The organism is Achromobacter spanius, from assembly GCF_029637605.1.
Classification (GTDB): domain Bacteria; phylum Pseudomonadota; class Gammaproteobacteria; order Burkholderiales; family Burkholderiaceae_B; genus Achromobacter; species Achromobacter spanius_E.
The window spans coordinates 2,004,905-2,023,996 of record NZ_CP121261.1; the positions used below are offsets into that span (position 1 = coordinate 2,004,905).

15 protein-coding genes and 1 tRNA gene are annotated in these 19,092 nt (G+C 64.2%); 10 read left to right on the forward strand and 6 right to left on the reverse strand.

All coding sequences use genetic code 11. The annotated features are described in order from the left end of the window. The first annotated feature begins 45 nt into the window (after positions 1-45). Positions 46-282 (forward strand): toluene tolerance protein, encoded by a 237-nt coding sequence (locus tag P8T11_RS08725; RefSeq protein WP_268077328.1) that lies wholly within the window; start codon positions 46-48, stop codon positions 280-282. A 166-nt stretch (positions 283-448) separates the two neighbouring features. On the opposite strand, the gene P8T11_RS08730 is transcribed toward P8T11_RS08725, so the two are convergent. After that, positions 449-535: transfer RNA gene (locus tag P8T11_RS08730), tRNA-Leu, on the reverse strand. 47 nt (positions 536-582) lie between these two features. Between P8T11_RS08730 and dapC the strand changes: the two genes are divergently transcribed. The 5 genes from dapC to P8T11_RS08755 all read left to right on the forward strand — a co-directional run bounded on the left by dapC (position 583) and on the right by P8T11_RS08755 (position 6,681). Then, positions 583-1,779 carry a succinyldiaminopimelate transaminase gene (dapC, locus tag P8T11_RS08735; RefSeq protein ID WP_268077327.1) on the forward strand — a complete coding sequence of 399 codons (1,197 nt, stop codon included), beginning with the start codon at positions 583-585 and terminating at the stop codon, positions 1,777-1,779. Between the two features lie 24 nt (positions 1,780-1,803). Next, complete coding sequence (gene dapD, locus P8T11_RS08740) at positions 1,804-2,625, forward strand: 2,3,4,5-tetrahydropyridine-2,6-dicarboxylate N-succinyltransferase (protein ID WP_268077326.1); 822 nt, start codon at positions 1,804-1,806, stop codon at positions 2,623-2,625. Next, on the forward strand, positions 2,625-3,764 hold the full coding sequence (dapE, locus tag P8T11_RS08745; RefSeq protein WP_268077325.1) for a succinyl-diaminopimelate desuccinylase: 1,140 nt from the start codon (positions 2,625-2,627) through the stop codon (positions 3,762-3,764). The genes dapD and dapE overlap by 1 nt, the downstream gene beginning before the upstream one ends. Before the next feature lie 89 nt (positions 3,765-3,853). Then, the gene (prmB, locus tag P8T11_RS08750; RefSeq protein ID WP_268077324.1) at positions 3,854-4,750 is read left to right on the forward strand and encodes a 50S ribosomal protein L3 N(5)-glutamine methyltransferase; all 897 of its coding nucleotides are present in this window, start codon (positions 3,854-3,856) and stop codon (positions 4,748-4,750) included. After that, positions 4,747-6,681, forward strand: a complete 1,935-nt coding sequence (locus P8T11_RS08755) for an ABC-F family ATP-binding cassette domain-containing protein (RefSeq protein ID WP_268077323.1) — start codon at positions 4,747-4,749, stop codon at positions 6,679-6,681. Before prmB ends, P8T11_RS08755 begins: the two co-directional genes overlap by 4 nt. 43 nt (positions 6,682-6,724) lie before the next feature. Here the strand turns inward: P8T11_RS08755 and P8T11_RS08760 are convergent, their stop codons facing one another. From P8T11_RS08760 to P8T11_RS08770, 3 genes are read right to left on the reverse strand one after another with little or no spacing between them, the layout of a single operon-like run. Continuing rightward, the gene (locus P8T11_RS08760) at positions 6,725-7,030 is read right to left on the reverse strand and encodes a chorismate mutase (protein ID WP_259246280.1); all 306 of its coding nucleotides are present in this window, start codon (positions 7,028-7,030) and stop codon (positions 6,725-6,727) included. A gap of 2 nt (positions 7,031-7,032) precedes the next feature. Continuing rightward, positions 7,033-9,327 (reverse strand): UvrD-helicase domain-containing protein, encoded by a 2,295-nt coding sequence (locus P8T11_RS08765; RefSeq protein ID WP_268077322.1) that lies wholly within the window; start codon positions 9,325-9,327, stop codon positions 7,033-7,035. Next, the gene (locus P8T11_RS08770) at positions 9,324-10,532 is read right to left on the reverse strand and encodes a DesA family fatty acid desaturase (RefSeq protein ID WP_050445253.1); all 1,209 of its coding nucleotides are present in this window, start codon (positions 10,530-10,532) and stop codon (positions 9,324-9,326) included. The genes P8T11_RS08765 and P8T11_RS08770 overlap by 4 nt, the downstream gene beginning before the upstream one ends. Positions 10,533-10,918: 386 nt before the next feature. On the opposite strand from P8T11_RS08770, the gene P8T11_RS08775 reads away from it, so the two are divergent. Beyond that, a complete protein-coding gene (locus P8T11_RS08775) occupies positions 10,919-11,314 on the forward strand; it encodes a hypothetical protein (RefSeq protein WP_268077321.1) in 396 nt (131 codons plus the stop codon). Positions 11,315-11,336: 22 nt separating this feature from the next. Here the strand turns inward: P8T11_RS08775 and P8T11_RS29135 are convergent, their stop codons facing one another. Next, positions 11,337-12,794 (reverse strand): RsmB/NOP family class I SAM-dependent RNA methyltransferase, encoded by a 1,458-nt coding sequence (locus P8T11_RS29135; protein WP_326494533.1) that lies wholly within the window; start codon positions 12,792-12,794, stop codon positions 11,337-11,339. Positions 12,795-13,875: 1,081 nt separating this feature from the next. Beyond that, the gene (gene purN / locus P8T11_RS08785) at positions 13,876-14,541 is read right to left on the reverse strand and encodes a phosphoribosylglycinamide formyltransferase (RefSeq protein WP_268077319.1); all 666 of its coding nucleotides are present in this window, start codon (positions 14,539-14,541) and stop codon (positions 13,876-13,878) included. A 164-nt stretch (positions 14,542-14,705) separates the two neighbouring features. Between purN and P8T11_RS08790 the strand changes: the two genes are divergently transcribed. From P8T11_RS08790 to lspA, 3 genes are read left to right on the forward strand one after another with little or no spacing between them, the layout of a single operon-like run. Then, entirely contained in the window at positions 14,706-15,671 is a 966-nt protein-coding gene (locus P8T11_RS08790; protein WP_268077318.1) for a bifunctional riboflavin kinase/FAD synthetase, read from the forward strand. Beyond that, positions 15,661-18,522: an isoleucine--tRNA ligase gene (gene ileS / locus P8T11_RS08795; RefSeq protein ID WP_268082285.1), complete on the forward strand. Its 2,862-nt coding sequence runs from the start codon at positions 15,661-15,663 to the stop codon at positions 18,520-18,522. Before P8T11_RS08790 ends, ileS begins: the two co-directional genes overlap by 11 nt. Positions 18,523-18,524: 2 nt before the next feature. Beyond that, on the forward strand, positions 18,525-19,058 hold the full coding sequence (gene lspA / locus P8T11_RS08800; RefSeq protein WP_259246274.1) for a signal peptidase II: 534 nt from the start codon (positions 18,525-18,527) through the stop codon (positions 19,056-19,058). The last annotated feature ends 34 nt before the right edge of the window (positions 19,059-19,092 follow it).

Below are 19,092 nucleotides of genomic sequence, written 5' to 3' on the forward strand. Positions count from 1 at the left end.
ACGCGCATTCTGAAATTCCACCCACCAAGCAGAAAGAGGAATCCCATGCGCTTAATTACCGATCAAGAACTCAGCAATATGTCGACCGAGAACAAGCGTCGTCGCCATTTGGAACTGGACAAGAAGCTTGAAGTGGCGGCCAGCCGTGGCTGGGCCTGCGCCCACCGCATTGAAGCCACCCGCGCCAAGGTGCATGCGGCGATTCAGTCGGACGTGGAATTGGGCCGCGATGTTGAGCAGCGCACGGAAAAGCGGCGCGACCGCGTGAAGATCAAGAACTGAGCGGCTGAATCCAGAGGATTCGCGTTTGCTCCAGAGGATTCGCGACAGCTCCGCAGGATTCGCAACAGCTCCGCAGGATTCGCGACAGCTCCACCGGGTCAGCGCCAAGCTGGCCCAAAAGCAAAAAACCCCCTGGCTCAACAGCCAGGGGGTTTTGTCATATTAGTGGTGCGAAGGAGGGGACTCGAACCCCTACACCTGTTACGGCGTCAGGACCTAAACCTGGTGCGTCTACCAATTTCGCCACCTTCGCTAAAGGTCAAGCCCGCTATTGTAGCTTGCTTGTTAAAATCTTGCGTCATGAATCCGCGCCTTGATGCTTTACACCCCTACCCGTTCGAAAAATTGCGCGCGTTGCTGGCCTCTGCCAGCTCGCAGCCGAACGGCCTGACGCCCATCAATTTGTCGATTGGCGAGCCCAAGCACGCCGCGCCCGAGCGCGTGGCGGAGGCGATCCGCAACCATATGGACGGCTTGTCGGTCTACCCGTCGACCAAGGGCGACCCGGCGCTGCGCCAGGCGATATCCGCCTGGTTGGCGCGCCGCTACAGCATTCCCGCACCCGACGCCGACACCCAGGTGCTGCCAGCGCTGGGTTCGCGCGAAGCGCTGTTCGCCTTCACCCAGACTGTGATCGACCCGTCGGCCGGTTCGGTGGTGATCTGCCCCAACCCGTTCTACCAGATCTACGAAGGCGCCACCCTGCTGGCCGGCGCCACGCCCTACTTCGTCAATGCCGACCCGCTGCGCAACTTCGCCAGCGACTGGAACCAGGTGCCCGACGCCGTCTGGAAGAAGACGCGGCTGGTGTTCGTGTGCTCGCCGGGCAACCCGGCCGGCAACGTCATGTCGCTCGACGAATGGGAAACGCTGTTCAAGCTGTCTGACCGCCACGGTTTCGTCATCGCATCGGACGAGTGCTATTCCGAGATCTACCTGGACGAAGGTGACGCCCCGCTGGGCGGCCTGCAGGCGGCTCGCCGCCTGGGCCGGGACGACTACCGCAACCTGGTGTGCTTTTCCAGCCTGTCCAAGCGGTCCAACGTGCCGGGCCTGCGTTCCGGCTTCGTGGCGGGTGACGCCGCGCTTATCGGCCGCTTCCTGCTGTATCGCACGTATCATGGCAGTGCCATGAGCCCGCTGGTGTCCGCCGCCAGTATCGCCGCCTGGACGGACGAGGCGCACGTGAAAGACAACCGGCGCCTGTACCGTGAAAAGTTCGACGCGGTCGTGCCCATTCTGGAAAACGTGCTGGATGTGTCACGGCCCCAGGCCTCTTTCTACCTGTGGGCGGCCACACCGGGCTCGGATACGGCGTTCGCGCGCGACCTTTACGGCCGCACGGGTGTTACCGTTCTGCCGGGCAGCTTTCTGGCGCGGGAGGCACATGGCGTGAATCCCGGCCAGGGCCGCATTCGTATTGCGTTGGTGGCGCCCTTGGCTGACTGCGTGCAGGCAGCCGAGCGCATCGCCCATTTTGTACACACTTCTGTTTGATCAACCTTTAAAAGCTGAGCCGCTATGACTCTCGACCTGCAGACCACCATCGAAAAAGCCTGGGACGACCGGGCCAACCTGACGCCCGCCGACGCCAGCGCCGAGGTGCGCGAAGCGGTGGAACACACCATCGACGGACTGGATCTGGGCCGCCTGCGCGTGGCTGAAAAAATCAACGACGACTGGGTTGTGCACCAGTGGATCAAGAAGGCCGTGCTGCTGTCGTTCCGCCTGAGCGACAACGCCATCATGGGCCAGGCCCCGCTGCAGTTCTACGACAAGGTGCCGCTCAAGTTCTCGGAATACGGCGACAACGCCTTCAAGCAAGGCGGCTACCGCGTGGTGCCGCCCGCCGTCGCCCGCCGTGGCGCCTTCATCGGCCGCAACGTGGTGCTGATGCCGTCCTACGTGAACATCGGCGCCTACGTCGACGAAGGCACCATGGTCGACACCTGGGCTACCGTCGGTTCGTGCGCCCAGATCGGCAAGAACGTCCACCTGTCGGGCGGCGTGGGCATCGGCGGCGTGCTGGAACCGCTGCAAGCCAATCCCACCATCATCGAAGACAACTGCTTCATCGGCGCCCGCTCGGAAGTCGTTGAAGGCGTGGTCGTGGAAGAAAACTCGGTGCTGGCCATGGGTGTGTTCCTGTCGCAAAGCACCAAGATCTTTGACCGCGCCACGGGCAAGATCACGTACGGCCGCGTGCCCTCGGGTTCGGTCGTGGTGCCGGGATCGCTGCCGTCGGCTGATGGCTCGCACAGCCTGGCTTGCGCCGTCATCGTCAAGCGTGTCGATGCACAAACGCGCGCCAAGACCAGCATCAATGATCTGCTGAGGGCGTAATGAGCACGTCTGCCGTACTGGATCTGGTCAAGGACCTGATCGCCCGTCCGTCGGTCACACCGGCGGATGAAGATTGCCAGGCGGCGCTTGCCGCCCGGCTGGAGCGCATCGGCTTTACGTGCGAGACCATCGCACAAGGCGGTGTCACCAACCTGTGGGCCCGGCGCGGCAGCGCCGCGCCGTTGACCGTGTTCGCCGGTCACACGGATGTGGTGCCTCCGGGTCCGCGCGAAAAGTGGGATAGCGACCCGTTCGTGCCCACCGAACGCGACGGCTGGCTGTACGGCCGTGGGGCAGCCGACATGAAAAGCTCGATCGCCGCCTTCGTGGTGGCGGCCGAGGAATTCGTGGCGGCCCACCCCCAGCATGGCGGTTCGATCGCGCTGTTGATCACGTCGGACGAAGAAGGCCCGTCCATCGACGGTACCGCCATCGTTTGCGACGCCCTGAAGGCGCGCGGCGAAAAGCTGGATTACTGCATCGTGGGCGAGCCGACTTCCGGCGACGTGCTGGGCGACACCTGCAAGAATGGCCGCCGTGGCTCCTTGTCGGGCAAATTAACGGTAAAGGGCATCCAGGGCCACGTGGCGTACCCACACCTGGCACGCAACCCGGTGCATCAGTTGGCGCCAGCGCTGGCCGAGATCGTCAGCATCGAATGGGACCAGGGCAACGAGTACTTTCCGCCCACGACGTTCCAGGTGTCGAACCTGAATTCGGGCACGGGTGCTACCAACGTAGTGCCGGGCGAAGCCGTGGCGCTGTTCAACTTCCGCTTCTCGACGGCCAGCACGCCGGAAAGCCTGAAGGCGCGCGTGCATGCGGTGCTGGACAAGCACGGCCTGGAATATGAACTGGACTGGGATTTGGGCGGCGAACCGTTCCTGACCCCGCGCGGTTCGTTGAGCGAGGCACTGGTTCAAGCCATTCATGCTGAAACTGGCGTCACCGCCGAATTGTCCACCACTGGTGGCACGTCCGACGGCCGCTTCATCGCCAAGATCTGCCCGCAGGTGATTGAGTTTGGTCCCGGCAACGCCACGATCCACAAGGTGAATGAACGCATCGAAGTGGCCTCGCTGGAGCCGCTGAAGAACATCTATCGCCGCACGCTGGAAAACCTGCTCTTACCAAAGTAAAACGCCGCTACGCGGACGCTCTGCCCCCCTTCAGAGGGGGGTGTTTTTTCCCCGATTCGGCACACTGAACGGGGAATACAAGGCCTGTTATGTATCAATCCGCCCGCCAAGAATTGCTGACCCTGCGCGACCTCATCCGTTACGGGGTATCGCGCCTGAACAGCGCCCAGGTGGCGCTGGGGCACGGCAGCGACAACGCCTGGGACGAGGCGGTCTACCTGACGCTGCACGCCCTGCATCTGCCGCTGGACACGCTGGAACCGTTCCTGGATGCGCGCGTGGTCCGTGAAGAACGTGACCGCGTGCTGGACCTGCTGGAACGGCGCGTTACCGAGCGCGTGCCCGCCGCCTACCTCACCAACGAGGCCTGGCTGCGCGGTCACCGCTTCTACGTGGACAAGCGCGTCATCGTGCCGCGCTCGCCCATCGCCGAACTGCTGGACCAGGGGATTTCACCCTGGGTACAGGACGCGACCGCCGTGGAAAACGTGCTGGACATGTGTACCGGTTCGGGCTGCCTGGCCATCCTGTCGGCCATGGCCTTCCCCTACGCCCATGTGGATGCGGTGGACGTGTCCGCCGACGCGCTGCAAGTGGCCCGCCGCAATGTGGACGACTACGGCCTGCAAGACCGGCTGGACCTGCACGAAAGCAATCTGTTCGACGCCCTGCCCGCACGCCAGTACGACGTCATCATCTGCAATCCGCCTTATGTGAACAGCGGCTCCATGGATGTGCTGCCGCAGGAATACCGCCATGAACCGCATCTGGCGCTGGCCGGTGGCGAAGACGGCATGGACCTCGTGCGGCGCATTCTGGCGGCGGCCCCCCAGTACCTCACGCCCGACGGCGTGATCGTGCTGGAGATAGGCCACGAGCGCGACTTCTTTGAAGCCGCCTTCCCGCAGTTGTCGCCCGTCTGGCTGGATACGGAAGAAGCGTCGGACCAGCTTCTGCTGCTTACCCGAGAGCAACTCAGCCTGTGATACGCGCTACTGGATTGACCCTGCGCCGTGGCACGAAAGTGCTGTTGGATAGCGCTGAATTTGTCGTGCACCCGGGCGAGCGCGTTGGCATCGTCGGCAAGAACGGCGCAGGCAAGTCGTCGCTGTTCGCGCTGCTGACCGGCGCGCTGGATCTGGACGCCGGCACAGTGAACCTGCCCGCGGGATGGCGTATCGCCAGCGTCAAGCAGGAACTGGACGCCGACGACCGCCCTGCCCGCGAATTCGTCATTGACGGCGACACGCAGCTGCGCGAATTGCAGGCGCGCCGCGCCGAGCTCACGGACGACCAAGGCACGCAGATCGCCGAAGTGGAAGCCGCGTTGATCGAAGCCGGCGCCTGGAGCGCCGCATCGCGTGCCGAGCAGTTGCTGGCCGGGCTGGGCTTCAAGCCCAGCGAATGGATGCTGCCGGTCGAGAGTTTTTCCGGCGGCTGGCGCATGCGCCTGGCCTTGGCCAGCGCGCTGATGGCGCCGTCCGAACTGCTGCTGCTGGACGAACCCACCAACCACCTGGATCTGGACGCAATGCTGTGGCTGGAGAAATGGCTGGGCGCCTATCCGGGCACCGTCATGCTGATCTCCCACGACACCGAGTTCCTGGACGCGGTGGCCAAGTCCATCCTGCATTTTGACCACGCCAAGCTGGTGCGCTATCGCGGTGGTTATGGTGATTTCCTGACGCAACGCGCCGAGCGCCTGCGCCAGACCAACATTGCCTACGAACGCCAGACCCGCGAAACCGCGCGCCTGCAAGGTTTCATCGACCGCTTCAAAGCCAAAGCATCCAAGGCCAAGCAGGCGCAAAGCCGGGTCAAGGCGCTGGCGCGCATGCAGGTGCTGGCGCCGCTGCATGCGGAAGCGGGCATCGACATCCGCATCCCCTCGCCTGACCAGGTGCCCGACCCGCTGCTGACGCTGGAGCACCTGTCCGCCGGCTATACGGACGCGGACGGCAATGCCATTCCCATTTTGCGCGACGTCACGCTGATGGTGCGCGCGGGCAGCCGTGTGGGGGTGCTGGGCGCCAATGGCGCGGGCAAGAGCACGCTGATCAAGACCCTGGCGGAAGAAATTCCCGTGCAAGCCGGCGAACGCCGCGCCTCGCGCGGCTTGGCCATCGGCTACTTTCACCAGCATCAGCTGGACATGCTGGACGTGGACAGCACGCCTATCGCACACTTGGCGCGCCTGGCGCCGGAGACCCGCGAACAGGAACTGCGCAACTACCTGGGCGGTTTCGGCTTTTCCGGCGACACCGTCACCAGTAAGGTCGGCCCGATGTCCGGCGGCGAAAAAGCGCGCCTGGCGCTGTCCCTGATCGTCTGGCAAAAGCCCAACCTGTTGCTGCTGGATGAACCCAGCAACCACTTGGATGTGGAAACCCGCGAGGCCCTGGCCGCCGCGCTGGCCGACTTCGGCGGCAGCATGCTGCTGGTGTCGCACGACCGACACCTGCTGCGCACCACCGTGGACAGCTTCTGGATCGTGGCGGACGGCGCGGTACGCGAGTTCGACGGCGACCTTGAAGACTATCGGGATTGGCTGGCTGCCCGCAATGCCGGCGAACGGGCGGAGGCCGCGCGAGAAAGCGCCGAAGGCAGCGAACCCGTCGTGGACCGCAAGGCGCAACGCCGGGCCGAGGCCGAACAGCGTCAACGCCTGTCGGCGCTGCGCAAACCGCTGGAATCGAAGCTGGCCAAGGTCGAGGCCGAGATGGAAAAACTGCGCACCAAGCTGCACGCGCTAGACGCCATCATCGCCGACGCGGACCTGTATTCCGATGCGCGCCGCGCGGAACGCCAGAAGGTCATGGCCGAGCACGGTGAACACGGCAAGCGCATGGACGAGCTCGAAGAGCAGTGGCTGGAGATCCAGGGTTCCCTGGAAGAAATCGACCAAAGCGAAGCCTGACGCAATAAAAAGCGGGGGGCCAACAGGCCCCCCGCTAATCCGTTTACGAGTACGGGCGCTCGCGCAGGCGGGTGTGGTTATCGACCACGGTGTCGATCACTTCACGCAGGATGGTTTCGGCCAAGGCGGGCGGCACGCCCGCTTCTTCGGCCAAACGGCGGATGCGCTCGACCTGCTGGGATTCCCTGACAGGGTCCACCAGGTCCATACCGTGATTGGTCTTCAATTCGCCAAGCATGTCCGTGCAGCGGAAGCGCACGCCAAGCAGCAGCATGATTTGCTGATCGATTTCATCGATCTCGGCACGCAGCGACGCCAGCTCGGCTTTTGGGGACTCATTCGTGGCCATGTTTAACCCTGAACAATATCAAGCTTCGCAATGCCCAGCGCCAAAGTCTTGGCGCCCACATCGCGAAACTGAATTTCTGCCTGGGCGTCCTGACCGGCCCCGCTCAAGCCAATAATCGTGCCATCGCCAAACCGCGCGTGATGCACGCCCTGACCCACACGATACTGCTTGTCGCCCACCGTGACACCGCTTGCAATGCCACGGGGTTGACGCGGCGCAATGGTATTGGTGGCCTTGCGGCCAAATGCGTCGCCACGGTTGCCGCCGCCCCAACCCGCGCCCGTGCTGCTGATCGGTGCCAGACCGGCCTTGGGAGACAACCACTTCAGGTGCTCTTCGGGAATCTCGTCCAAAAAGCGCGAGCGCATGGCGTAGCGCGTCTGGCCATGCAGCATCCGGCTTTGGGCCAGGCTGATGTACAGACGCTGCCGAGCGCGCGTGATCGCCACATACATCAGGCGGCGCTCTTCTTCCAACCCGGACTGCTCCAGGATGCTGTTCTCGTGCGGAAACAGCCCCTCTTCCAGGCCGGTGATGAAGACCGCGTCAAACTCCAGGCCCTTGGCGGCATGCACCGTCATGAGCTGGACGGCGTCCTGGCCTTGTTGGGCCTGGTTGTCGCCGGCTTCCAGCGCGGCGTGCGACAGAAAGCCCGCCAGCGGAGTCAAGCCGTCGGAGGCCACGATGGGCGCGTCGACCACGCCGGGCATCAGCGTCGACGAGGTGGCCTGCTCGGGCACCACACCGGCGGGCATGCCGTCGTAGTTTTCTTCCGACGCGAACACGGCAGCCGCCGTGATCAGTTCGTTCAAGTTTTCGAGCCGCTCGGCGCCTTCGCGTTCCGCCTTGTAATGGGCGTTCAGGCCGCTGGCCTCGAGCATGTGCTCAACCATTTCCGGCAACGGAAGGTCGCGCGTTTCTTCGATCAGGCGATGGATCAGTTGGGCAAACTGGGCCAGGTTCGACCCGCCCTTGCCGCCCACCAACGCCACCGCGCCGTACAGGCTGGTGTCGTGCGCGCGGGCCGCGTCGGCCAGTTGTTCCAGCGTGCGCGCGCCGATGCCGCGCGTCGGGAAATTGACGACCCGCATCCACGAGGTATCGTCGTGCGGGTTGGCCATCAGGCGCAGATACGCCAGCGCGTGCTTGATTTCCTGACGTTCGAAGAAGCGCAGGCCGCCATACACCTTGTACGGAATGCCGGCCGAGAAGATGGCGTGCTCGATCACGCGCGATTGCGCGTTGCTGCGGTACAGCACGGCGATCTCGCGGCGCAGGCTGCCGTCATGGATGAGCGAACGGATTTCGTCCACGATCCATTGGGCTTCCATGCCGTCGGAAGGCTGTTCGATGACGCGCACCGGCTCGCCTTCGCCCTGGTCCGTCCACAGGTTCTTGCCCAGGCGGCCGCTGTTGTGGCCGATCAGCGCGTTGGCCGAATCCAGGATGTGGCCGAACGAACGGTAGTTCTGTTCCAGGCGGATCACGGTGCCATGCGCGTAATCGCGCTCAAAGTCGGACATGTTGCCGACGTTCGCACCGCGAAAAGCGTAGATGGACTGGTCATCGTCGCCCACGGCGAACATGGCCGCGCCGCCACCGGCCAGCAGGCGCAGCCACTTGTATTGCAGCGTGTTGGTGTCCTGGAACTCGTCCACCAGAATGTGGCGAAAGCGGCGCTGGTAATGCTCGCGCACCGGCGCATTGCGCGACAGCAGTTCATAAGCGCGCAGCAGCAGTTCGGCGAAGTCGACCACGCCTTCGCGCTGGCACTGGGCTTCGTAAAGCTGATAGATCTCGATCAGGCGGCGCCGATGGGCATCGTAGGCCTCGACGTCTTGCGGACGAAGGCCTTCTTCCTTGGCGCCGTTGATGAAGCGCTGCACGTCACGCGGCGGGTACTTTTCGTCGTCGACGCCATTGGCCTTCATCAGGCGCTTGATGGCGGCAAGCTGATCGGTGACATCCAGGATCTGGAAGCTTTGCGGCAAGCCGGCATCACGGTGATGCGCGCGCAGCATGCGGTTGCACAGGCCGTGAAACGTGCCGATCCACAAGCCGCGCGTATCGATCGGCAGAATCGCCGACATACGCGCCAGCATTTCGCGGGCAGCCTTATTGGTGAACGTGACTGCCAGCAGCCCAAAAGGCGAGGCCTGGCCGGTTTGAATCAGCCAGGCCATGCGGGTAGTGAGTACCCGGGTCTTCCCGCTGCCCGCCCCGGCCAAGACCAGGGCGTGCTGCGGTTCTAACGTTACTGCGGCGCGTTGTTCAGGGTTGAGCTTCTCTAGCATCATGCCGCGTAGCGGCGCAGATGTTGAGCAAATTGCTCGAGCCCGGCGATGCCGCTTTGCTGGGCGCGCTGGCACCAGGCCTGCAGGTCATGAAGAAGCTGTTCGCTGCTGGCGCTGGAGCTTTCCCAGATGCGGCCGAGTTCACGACGCATTTGCACCAGCGTCGACAGCGACTTGTTCTGGGCAATGGCGCTGTCCACGGCAGCCAGGGTTTCCGGCTGGAGGATGTCCTCGTTGCGGTGGAGGGCACTACGCACCTGACGCAGCTTGGTATAGCCGCAATCCGCGTTGCCTTCCTGACGCGAGGCCTTCAACTTGTTCATTTCTTCACGAGCGGCGCTCTTGATCACGTCCGCGTAGCGGGCCATGACTTCGTAGCGGTGCGTGATCACGCCTTGCAGCGTGCGCAGATCAATGCCCGTGCGGGTATCGTCCAGCTTCAGCTTGGGCGCAACCTTCTTGATCTTGGCCAGGCCAAAGAACTTCAGGATGTTGATATAGGCCCAGCCGATGTCGAATTCGTACCACTTGGCCGAGAACTTGGCCGACGTGCCGTGGGCGTGGTGGTTGTTGTGCAGCTCTTCGCCGCCAATCACGATGCCCCAGGGGAACACGTTGGTGCTGGTGTCCGGGCTGTTGTAGTTGCGGTAGCCCCAATAGTGGCCGATACCGTTGACGACGCCGGCTGCCCAGAAGGGAATCCAGGCCATCTGAACCGCCCACACCGTGACACCGACAGCGCCGAACAGGGCGACGTCAATGGCAAGCATGGACAAGACGCCCCACAAGCTGTGCTTGCTGTAGACGTTGCGTTCGAGCCAGTCGTCAGGCGTACCGTGGCCGAACTTGGCCATGGTTTCCTTGTTGTTCGATTCTTCACGGTACAGTTCCGCGCCGCGGAACAGCACCTTCCAGATGCCGAACAGCATGGGCGAGTGAGGATCGCCTTCCTTTTCGCACTTGGCGTGATGCTTGCGGTGAATGGCGACCCATTCCTTGGTGACCATGCCGGTCGTCATCCAGAGCCAGAAGCGGAAGAAATGCATGACGGCTGGATGGAGATCCAGGCCACGGTGCGCTTGGCTGCGATGGAGGAAGACGGTGACCGCAACAATCGTGATGTGCGTCACGACCAAGGTGAAAACGACAATCTGCCACCAAGTGGCTTGGGTCAGACCGCCGGCAATGAAGGAGAGGATGTAATCCATAAAGCTGTTATGAGCCTCGCTTGTTAAGTGCCTGAAGTTTAGCTTACCTTTGCCGTCTTATGACAAGGTAGTTTCAAAATAGTTTTTGAGCGAAATCAAGGACTAAGCCCTGCTTTTAGAGCAAAAAAAGACACTCTCGCGATCACTTCGGGCAGATCGCGAGGCGAGCCTTGCGGGCATGCGGCGCTTTGGGCCAGCTACCCCTGGTATTGGGGGGTATTCGCAAAGACACCAGGTTTTGGCCACATCCAGCAATTAAAGTTCCTGTCAGCAAAGGCGTTAGGGGAATACATGGGGCTGTCTCCCCGACTGTTTTTCCCAAGATATACGCACCGGGCAAAATATCACCCCTAAAATGCCGACGAACTGTCTCATTTGCCCCACTGATGCTGCTGACAAAAACCCGTCCCTTATTGTTTTCGGCCCTTGCCTTCCTTGCGCTGGCGCTACACGCCCCCGTGTCCGCCCAGGCAATGAAGTCGGGAGACGTGGCAGTGTTGGCGTCGTACTACGAAATTCGAGGGTCGGACTGCCTGGCGCTGCGGGCACCTTACGTGGTGATCACGGAAAAACCGCGTCTGGGCAAGGCCAGCATCGTGCAGACTCGGGGGCAATCCAGCGATTCTGGCCGCTGCGCCTATAAGTCCGTGGCGGTGTCCCAGGTGGTCTATATCGCCGACCAGCCAGGCTCGGATACCCTGGCCTGGCAGGTGAAATACCAGAACAAGACCTTGGGCACCCGTCGTTACAGCGCCACGGTGGGCGTCACGCCGGCCAAATAGCCCGCGCGCGCCGCACAGGGGGTCAGGCCGGCTTGCCCGGTGCCTCGGTGTCAGCCCCGGTGTCTACCTCGGTGCCAGCCTCGGCATCAGCCATGGGTTCCGTCACCGGTTTACCCTCAGCCGCCTCGGCTTCGACCGACATGGCCTCGACCCCGCTTTCCGCCAGCACTTCCTGGCTGCCGTCTTCCGACAGGTCAGCGTCAACCGCTACGGCTGCCGCCGCCGGCTCCGCTGCCGCGCCCTTCTTTTTGCGCTCGAACACCGCCGCGAAGAAGCCGTCGGTGCCATGCACGTCGGGGCGCAATTGCAGGTATGGACCTTCCAGCTTCAGCGTTTCGCAACGCGAGGCCAGGATTTCGGCGGCATCCAGGCGTTCGAAATCGGGGTGGCTGGCCAGGAAACGTTCGGCCTGCACTTCGTTTTCTTCCGCCAACAGGCTGCAGGTGGCATAGACCAGGCGTCCGCCCGGCGCCACACAACGCGCGGCGCTGTTCAGGATGCGCTCTTGCAACTGCCCCAATTCGGCCAGCGCCTGGGGGTGCTGACGCCACTTCAGGTCGGGATTGCGGCGCAAGGTGCCGATACCGCTGCACGGGGCATCGACCAGCACACGCTGGGCCTTGCCGGCCAGGCGCTTCACGCGGGAATCGTTTTCGCTGTCGATCACGACAGGCACCACGTTCGACAAGCCACTACGCGCGAAACGGGGCTTGGCGCGCGCCAAGCGCGCAGCCGAGACATCAAAGGCGTACAGGCGGCCGGTAGAGCGCATCAGCGCGCCCAGCAGCAGCGTCTTGCCGCCAGCACCCGCGCAGAAATCGATGATCATTTCGCCACGGCGCGGGGCGACCAGCAGCGCCAGCAACTGGCTGCCTTCGTCCTGCACTTCGATGCTGCCGTTTTCAAATTGCGGCCAGCGGTTGATCGCCGGGCGCCCTTCCATGCGGATGCCCCACGGCGAATACGGCATGGCGACGGGTTCGTAGCGGCCGGCGCTTTGCTGCAGCTCGGTCAGCATGGCGTCGCGTTCGACCTTGAGGGGATTCACGCGCAGATCCAGGCTGGCCTGACGGTTCAGCGCTTCGACGAGGGTGTCCGGGCTGTCCATCAGCGCCAGGCGCTCGTCCAGCCAATCGGGAATGCTGCCGCGAATGGCGCGCGGCAAGGTCGCCAGGTCAATCTGCGACACGCGCTTGAGCCATTCGGCTTCGGCCGCATCCATGCCCTCTTCCAGTGCCTCGGCACCCAGCGTCGCGTTCAGGCCCAGGATGGCCAGGCGACGCGATGCGGGACCCACGCCGCTTTCGCCGAACTGGCGATAACGGCGAAGGTGGCGCAGCACGTCATAGACGGCCTCGGCTACCTCGGAGCGATCGCGCGCGCCCAGGTTGGGGTGGTGACGCAGCCAATGCGACAGCGCCGCATCGGCCGGATAGGTCCATTGAAGTATTTCGCCCAGAACGCGCTGGACCTGATCGATGCGGATGGCCGCATAGGACTGGCGGGGACGATTGAACTGCGGCTTTGGCGCGCCCTGTTCGCGACTGCCCTGATAGGCGTCGCCACCACGCTGGCCGGCATATTGGCCGCGTTCGCCACGGTCGTCGCCACGCGGGCCGTCATAGGACGGACGCGAATCCGGACGGCCCTGGCTTTCGCGGCGCTCCGAGCCATAGGAACCGCGTTCACCGCCACGGCTGTCGCCACGCGGGCCATTGCCATACGACGGGCGCGAATCCGGACGGCCCGAGCCTTCACGGCGCTCCGAGCCATAGGAACCGCGCTCACCGCCACGGTTTTCACCGCGCGGGCCATTGCCATACGACGGGCGCGAATCCGGACGGCCCGAGCCTTCACGGCGCTCCGAGCCATAGGAACCGCGCTCACCGCCACGGTTTTCACCGCGCGGGGCGTTGCCGTAGGACGGACGCGAATCCGGGCGGCCCGAGCCTTCACGGCGCTCCGAGCCATAGGAACCGCGTTCACCACCACGGCTGTCGCCACGCGGGGCATTGCCATATGACGGGCGCGAATCCGGACGACCCGAACCTTCACGGCGCTCCGAACCATAGGAACCGCGTTCACCGCCACGGCTGTCGCCACGCGGGGCATTGCCATATGACGGACGCGAATCCGGGCGGCCTGAGCCTTCGCGGCGCTCCGAGCCATAGGAACCGCGTTCACCACCACGGCTTTCTCCGCGCGGGGCGTCGTAGGACGGGCGCGGCGCCGGGCGGCCCTGGCCTTGGCCTTCGCGGCGGTCGCCGCCGAAGCCGCCGCGTTCGCCACGGCCTTCGCCACGCGGGGCGTCGAACGACGGACGGGGCGCCGGGCGACCGGCATCGCGGCTGGGGCGCTCTTCACGCCCCCGTTCGGCGCGTTCGCGCACCGGCGCCTCGCGGGCTTCGCCCTTGGGACGCGAAAAGAAGGACCGACCGTCGCGCCCTTCGGAGGCTGCCCTCGGGGAGCCAGCCGGACGAGAACGCGGAGATTGGGGTTTAGTCATGGTGTGTTCCAGTGGGGCGGAGGAGTTCCGCCCGATAAAAGCGATTCAGGGCCGCTCAGGCGGCCGGCGACCAGGTGAAAAGGCGTGCGGGATCCCCCTGCACGTCCACCCGGTGGTCGGTTGTCAGGGTAACCCGGCCTTCGGCCAACCAGCGCACGGCAGCCGGAAAAGCCTGATGCTCCACGGCCAGCACGCGGTTGGCCAGCAGTTCCGGCGTATCCCCGGCCAGAACCGGCACACAGCCCTGGGCAATGATGGGGCCGTGGTCCAGGACCGGAGTCACGAAATGCACGGTGCAGCCGTGCACGCGCACGCCTGTCGCCAAAGCTTGGGCATGCGTGTGCAGGCCAGGGAACGCCGGCAACAGCGACGGGTGGATATTGACCAGCCGGCCGGCGTAATGGTTGACGAAGCCTGGCGTCAGCACACGCATGAAACCGGCCAGGATGACGTAATCAGGCGCATAGCGATCGATTTCGGCGGCCAGGGCAGCATCGAAAGCCTCGCGGCTGGGGTAGTCCTTGTGGTAAAGCGCTGCCGTGGGTATGCCTTGGGCGGCGGCCCACTCCAGGCCGCCAGCGTCCGGGCGGCTGGCGATGACGGCGGCGATATCGGCCGGCCAGCCCTCGTTGCGGCAGGCTTCGGCCAGCGCCTGCATGTTGCTGCCTCGTCCAGAGATCAGGATGACAAGGCGGCGCTTGGTAAGTTGTGTGTCCGGCAAGATAAAGAATCCAAAGATTGCCCCCACGCGCCCCAGAAAGGACGCGGTTCGCGTGTGCCCGCGGGCTTGTCCGTCATCATTCAAGCGCCATGAAAACCCGCTGGCGCACAACTGATTGGGGGGATTGGAACAAACCCGTAATCCAAAATTGTAAACTCTCGCTCGTGAAACCATCGCTGCGTATCTACCGATCCCTGCCTCCGCCCGACCGGCGCGCTCCTTGCGCGCTGACGATCGGCAATTTCGACGGCGTCCATCGCGGGCATCAAGCCATGCTGGCTCGCGTCTGCCAAGCCGCCCGCGAGCGCGGTCTTACCCCTTCCGTGATGACGTTCGAGCCGCATCCCCGGGAGTATTTCGCCACGCTGAACCAACGCCCCGAATTGGCGCCCACCCGAGTGTCGGGCTTGCGCGACAAGCTGTCGGCGCTGGCGCGCTATGGCGTGTCTCAGGTGGTGGTGCAGCGCTTCAATGCCCGGCTGGCTGAAATGTCGGCCAATGCGTTCATCGAAAACCTGCTGGTGCAGGGCCTGCAAACCAAATGGCTGCTGGTGGGTGAAGACTTTCGCTTTGGCCACAAGCGCAGCGGCGACATCGATCTGCTGCGCGAAGCCGGCATGCACCACGGCTTCGAGGTGCAGACGCTGGCGGACGTGACCGACCAGCAGGGCCATCGCATTTCCAGTTCCGAGGTGCGCACTGCGCTGGCCGTGGGCGACCTGGACCGCGCCCGTCACCTGCTGGGCCATCCCTACCATATCAGCGGCCACGTGATCCACGGCCAGAAGCTGGGCCGCACCCTGGGCTACCCCACCATGAACCTGCGCGTGGCCGAACGCTGCGCCGCGCGCTCGGGCATTTACGTGGTGCAGGTCTACGGGCTGGCCGACCGGCCCCTGCCCGCCGTGGCCAGCCTGGGGGTACGCCCGACCGTCGAAGACCGCGGCCGAGTGCTACTTGAGTCACACCTGCTCGAAGACACGATCAATGCTTACGGTAAACTCGTACGCGTCGAATTCCTGCACAAGCTGCGGGACGAAGAAAAATTTCCTGACCTCCCTTCCCTGACTGCCGCCATCGCCGAAGACGCGCGAAACGCGCGCGCTTATTTTGCCGTTCATGGACTATAAAAAGACCCTCAACCTGCCCGATACCCCCTTCCCCATGCGGGGCGACCTTGCCAAGCGCGAGCCCGCCTGGATTTCGCAATGGGAGGAAAACCACGTCTATCAGGCGATCCGTGCGGCCAGCCGCGGCCGGCCCCGTTTCGTGCTGCATGACGGCCCGCCCTATGCCAACGGCGACATTCACATCGGCCACGCGGTCAACAAGATCCTGAAGGACATCATCGTCAAGAGCCGCAACATGGCCGGCTATGACGCGCATTACGTGCCGGGCTGGGACTGTCACGGCATGCCGATCGAAATCCAGATCGAAAAGAAATTCGGCAAGCATCTGCCCGTGGCGGAAGTGCAGTCGAAAGCTCGCGCCTACGCGCTTGAGCAGATCGACCGCCAGCGCAAGGATTTCAAGCGCCTGGGTGTGCTGGGCGAATGGGATCGCCCGTACATGACCATGAACTTCAGCAATGAAGCCGACGAGATCCGCGCGCTGGGCCGCATCCTGGACAAGGGCTATGTGTTCCGCGGCCTGAAGCCCGTGAACTGGTGCTTTGACTGTGGTTCCGCCTTGGCCGAAGCCGAAGTCGAATACGCCGACCGCGTCGACCCCGCCGTTGACGTCGCCTTCCCGTTCGCCGAACCCGCCAAGCTGGCCGCCGCCTTCGGGCTGGACTCGGTAGACGATGGCGCCATCGTCATCTGGACCACCACGCCCTGGACCATCCCGTCCAACCAGGCGTTGAACGTGCATCCGGAAATCGAATACGCGCTGGTGCGTGTGTCGCCCGTGCCCAAGTTCGGCCCGCTGCTGCTTGTCGCGAAAGACCGCGTCGAAGCCTGCCTGAAGTCGTGGAACCTGGAAGGCGAAATCATCGCCACGGCACCCGGCGAAGTGCTGTCCGGAATCGAATTCCGCCATCCGCTGGCGCAGTTCAACAGCGCCTACGACCGCCGCGCGCCCGTCTACCTGGGCGACTACGTCACGGCCGACTCGGGCACGGGCGTGGTGCACTCGGCGCCGGCCTATGGCATTGAAGACTTTGTGTCGTGCAAGGCGCACGGCATGCAAGACACCGATTTCATCAGCCCCGTCATGGGCGACGGCAAGTACGTGGACAGCCTGGCGCTGTTCGGCGGCTTGTCCATCTGGGACGCCAACCCCAAGATCGTCGAAGCGCTGACCGAAGCCGGCGCGCTGATGCACGTTGAAAAGCACAAGCACAGCTACATGCACTGCTGGCGCCACAAGACGCCAATCATCTACCGCGCCACCAGCCAGTGGTTCGCCGGCATGGACGTGGCCCCGAAAGACGGCGGCCCGACCCTGCGCGAATCGGCCTTGGCCGGCATCGACGCCACAGCCTTCTACCCGGCCTGGGGCCGTGCCCGCTTGCACGCCATGATCGCCAACCGCCCGGATTGGACCCTGTCGCGCCAGCGTCAGTGGGGCGTGCCGATGGCCTTCTTCGTACACAAGGAAACCGGCGAGCTGCATCCGCGCACGTCTGAACTGCTGGAACAAGTGGCGCGGCGCGTGGAGAAAGACGGCATCGAAGCCTGGCAAGCCATTGAACCGCGCGACCTGCTCGGCGATGAAGCCGACCAATACGAAAAGAACCGCGACACGCTCGACGTGTGGTTCGATTCCGGCAGCACGCACGCAACGGTGTTGGGCGGCAAGGACGGCGAGTTCGCCGGTTCCCACGGCGCTGAACTCGGCTGGCCCGCCGACCTGTACCTGGAAGGCTCGGACCAGCATCGCGGCTGGTTCCATTCGTCGCTGCTGACCGGCTGCATGCTGTACGGCCAACCGCCCTACAAGGCGCTGCTGACGCACGGCTTCGTCGTGGACGGCCAGGGCCGCAAGATGAGCAAGTCGGTCGGCAACGTGATCGCGCCGCAAAAGGTGTCGGACTCGCTGGGCGCCGAAATCCTGCGCTTGTGGGTTGCTTCCACCGACTATTCGGGCGAGCTTTCCATCTCGGACGAGATCCTGAAGCGCGTGGTCGAAGGCTACCGCCGCATCCGCAACACGCTGCGCTTCCTGCTGGCCAACGTGGCCGACTTCGACGCGGTGTCGCAAGCGGTGCCGTATGGTGATCTGTTCGAAATCGACCGCTACGCGCTGGCGATGACGGCGCAGATGCAGTCCGAAGTGCAGGCCAACTACGAACGCTACGACTTCCACCCGGCGGTCTCGCGTTTGCAGACGTTCTGCTCGGAAGACCTGGGCGCCTTCTACCTGGACATCCTGAAAGACCGCCTGTACACGTCGGCGCCCAATAGCGTGGCGCGCCGCTCGGCGCAGACGGCGCTGCTGGACATCACGCAGACGCTGCTCAAGCTGATGGCCCCGATCCTGTCCTTCACGGCCGAAGAAGCCTGGAAGGAACTGGTGGGCTCGGCGTTGAAGCATCAAGCCGACGCCGCCCGCACGACGATCTTCACCGAGGTCTATCACGCGCTGCCGCCGTTTGCCGACGCTGATGCGCTGTCGGCCAAGTGGACGCGCCTGCGCGCCATCCGTGCCGAGGTCCAGCGCAAGCTGGAAGAAGTGCGGACGGCGGGCGACATCGGTTCGTCGTTGCAAGCCGAAGTGGATCTTTACGCCAGCGGCGACGATCAGCAATTGCTGGCCAGCCTGGGCGACGACCTGCGCTTCGTGCTGATCGTGTCGCGCGCCACCGTGCATGCCGGCGAAGGCGACACCCGCATCGAGGTCACGCCGTCGACGCACAAGAAGTGCGAACGCTGCTGGCACTGGCGCCTTGACGTGGGCCAGGACGCGGACCATCCCGAAATCTGCGGCCGCTGCGTGTCCAACCTGTTCGGCTCGGGCGAAGCCCGCGACAAGGCGTGAACATGGCCCGCCCCTCCGATTCGGGAGTGACGGGCACGGCGCCCGCCCGCGCCGCCCCGGCGCGCGTGGGAGGCTGGCTGGCGCTGGCCTTGCTGATCATCGTGCTGGACCAACTGACCAAGGTGTACTTCAACACCTCGTTCCAGTATGGCGAGCGCGTCAACGTGTTGCCGGTGTTCGACTTCACGCTGATGTACAACCGGGGGGCCGCGTTCAGCTTCCTGGCGTCCGAGGAAGGCTGGCAGCGTTGGCTGTTCACGGGCTTGGGAATCGTGGCGGCCGTGGTCATCACGATCATCCTGCGGCGCACACATGGCCAACCGCGCTTCAGCCTGGCGCTGACGCTGATTCTGGGCGGCGCCGTCGGCAACGTCATTGACCGCGTGGCCTATGGCCACGTGGTGGACTTCCTGCTGTTCTACTGGAACGAGTCCTACTTTCCCGCCTTCAACCTGGCGGACGTAGGCATCAGTTGTGGCGCCGTGCTGCTGGTGCTGGACGAGCTTTTGCGCGCCCGCAAGAAGCCGCAGGCCTGACGTCTTCGCGCCGGGGCGATCCGCCCCGGCCACC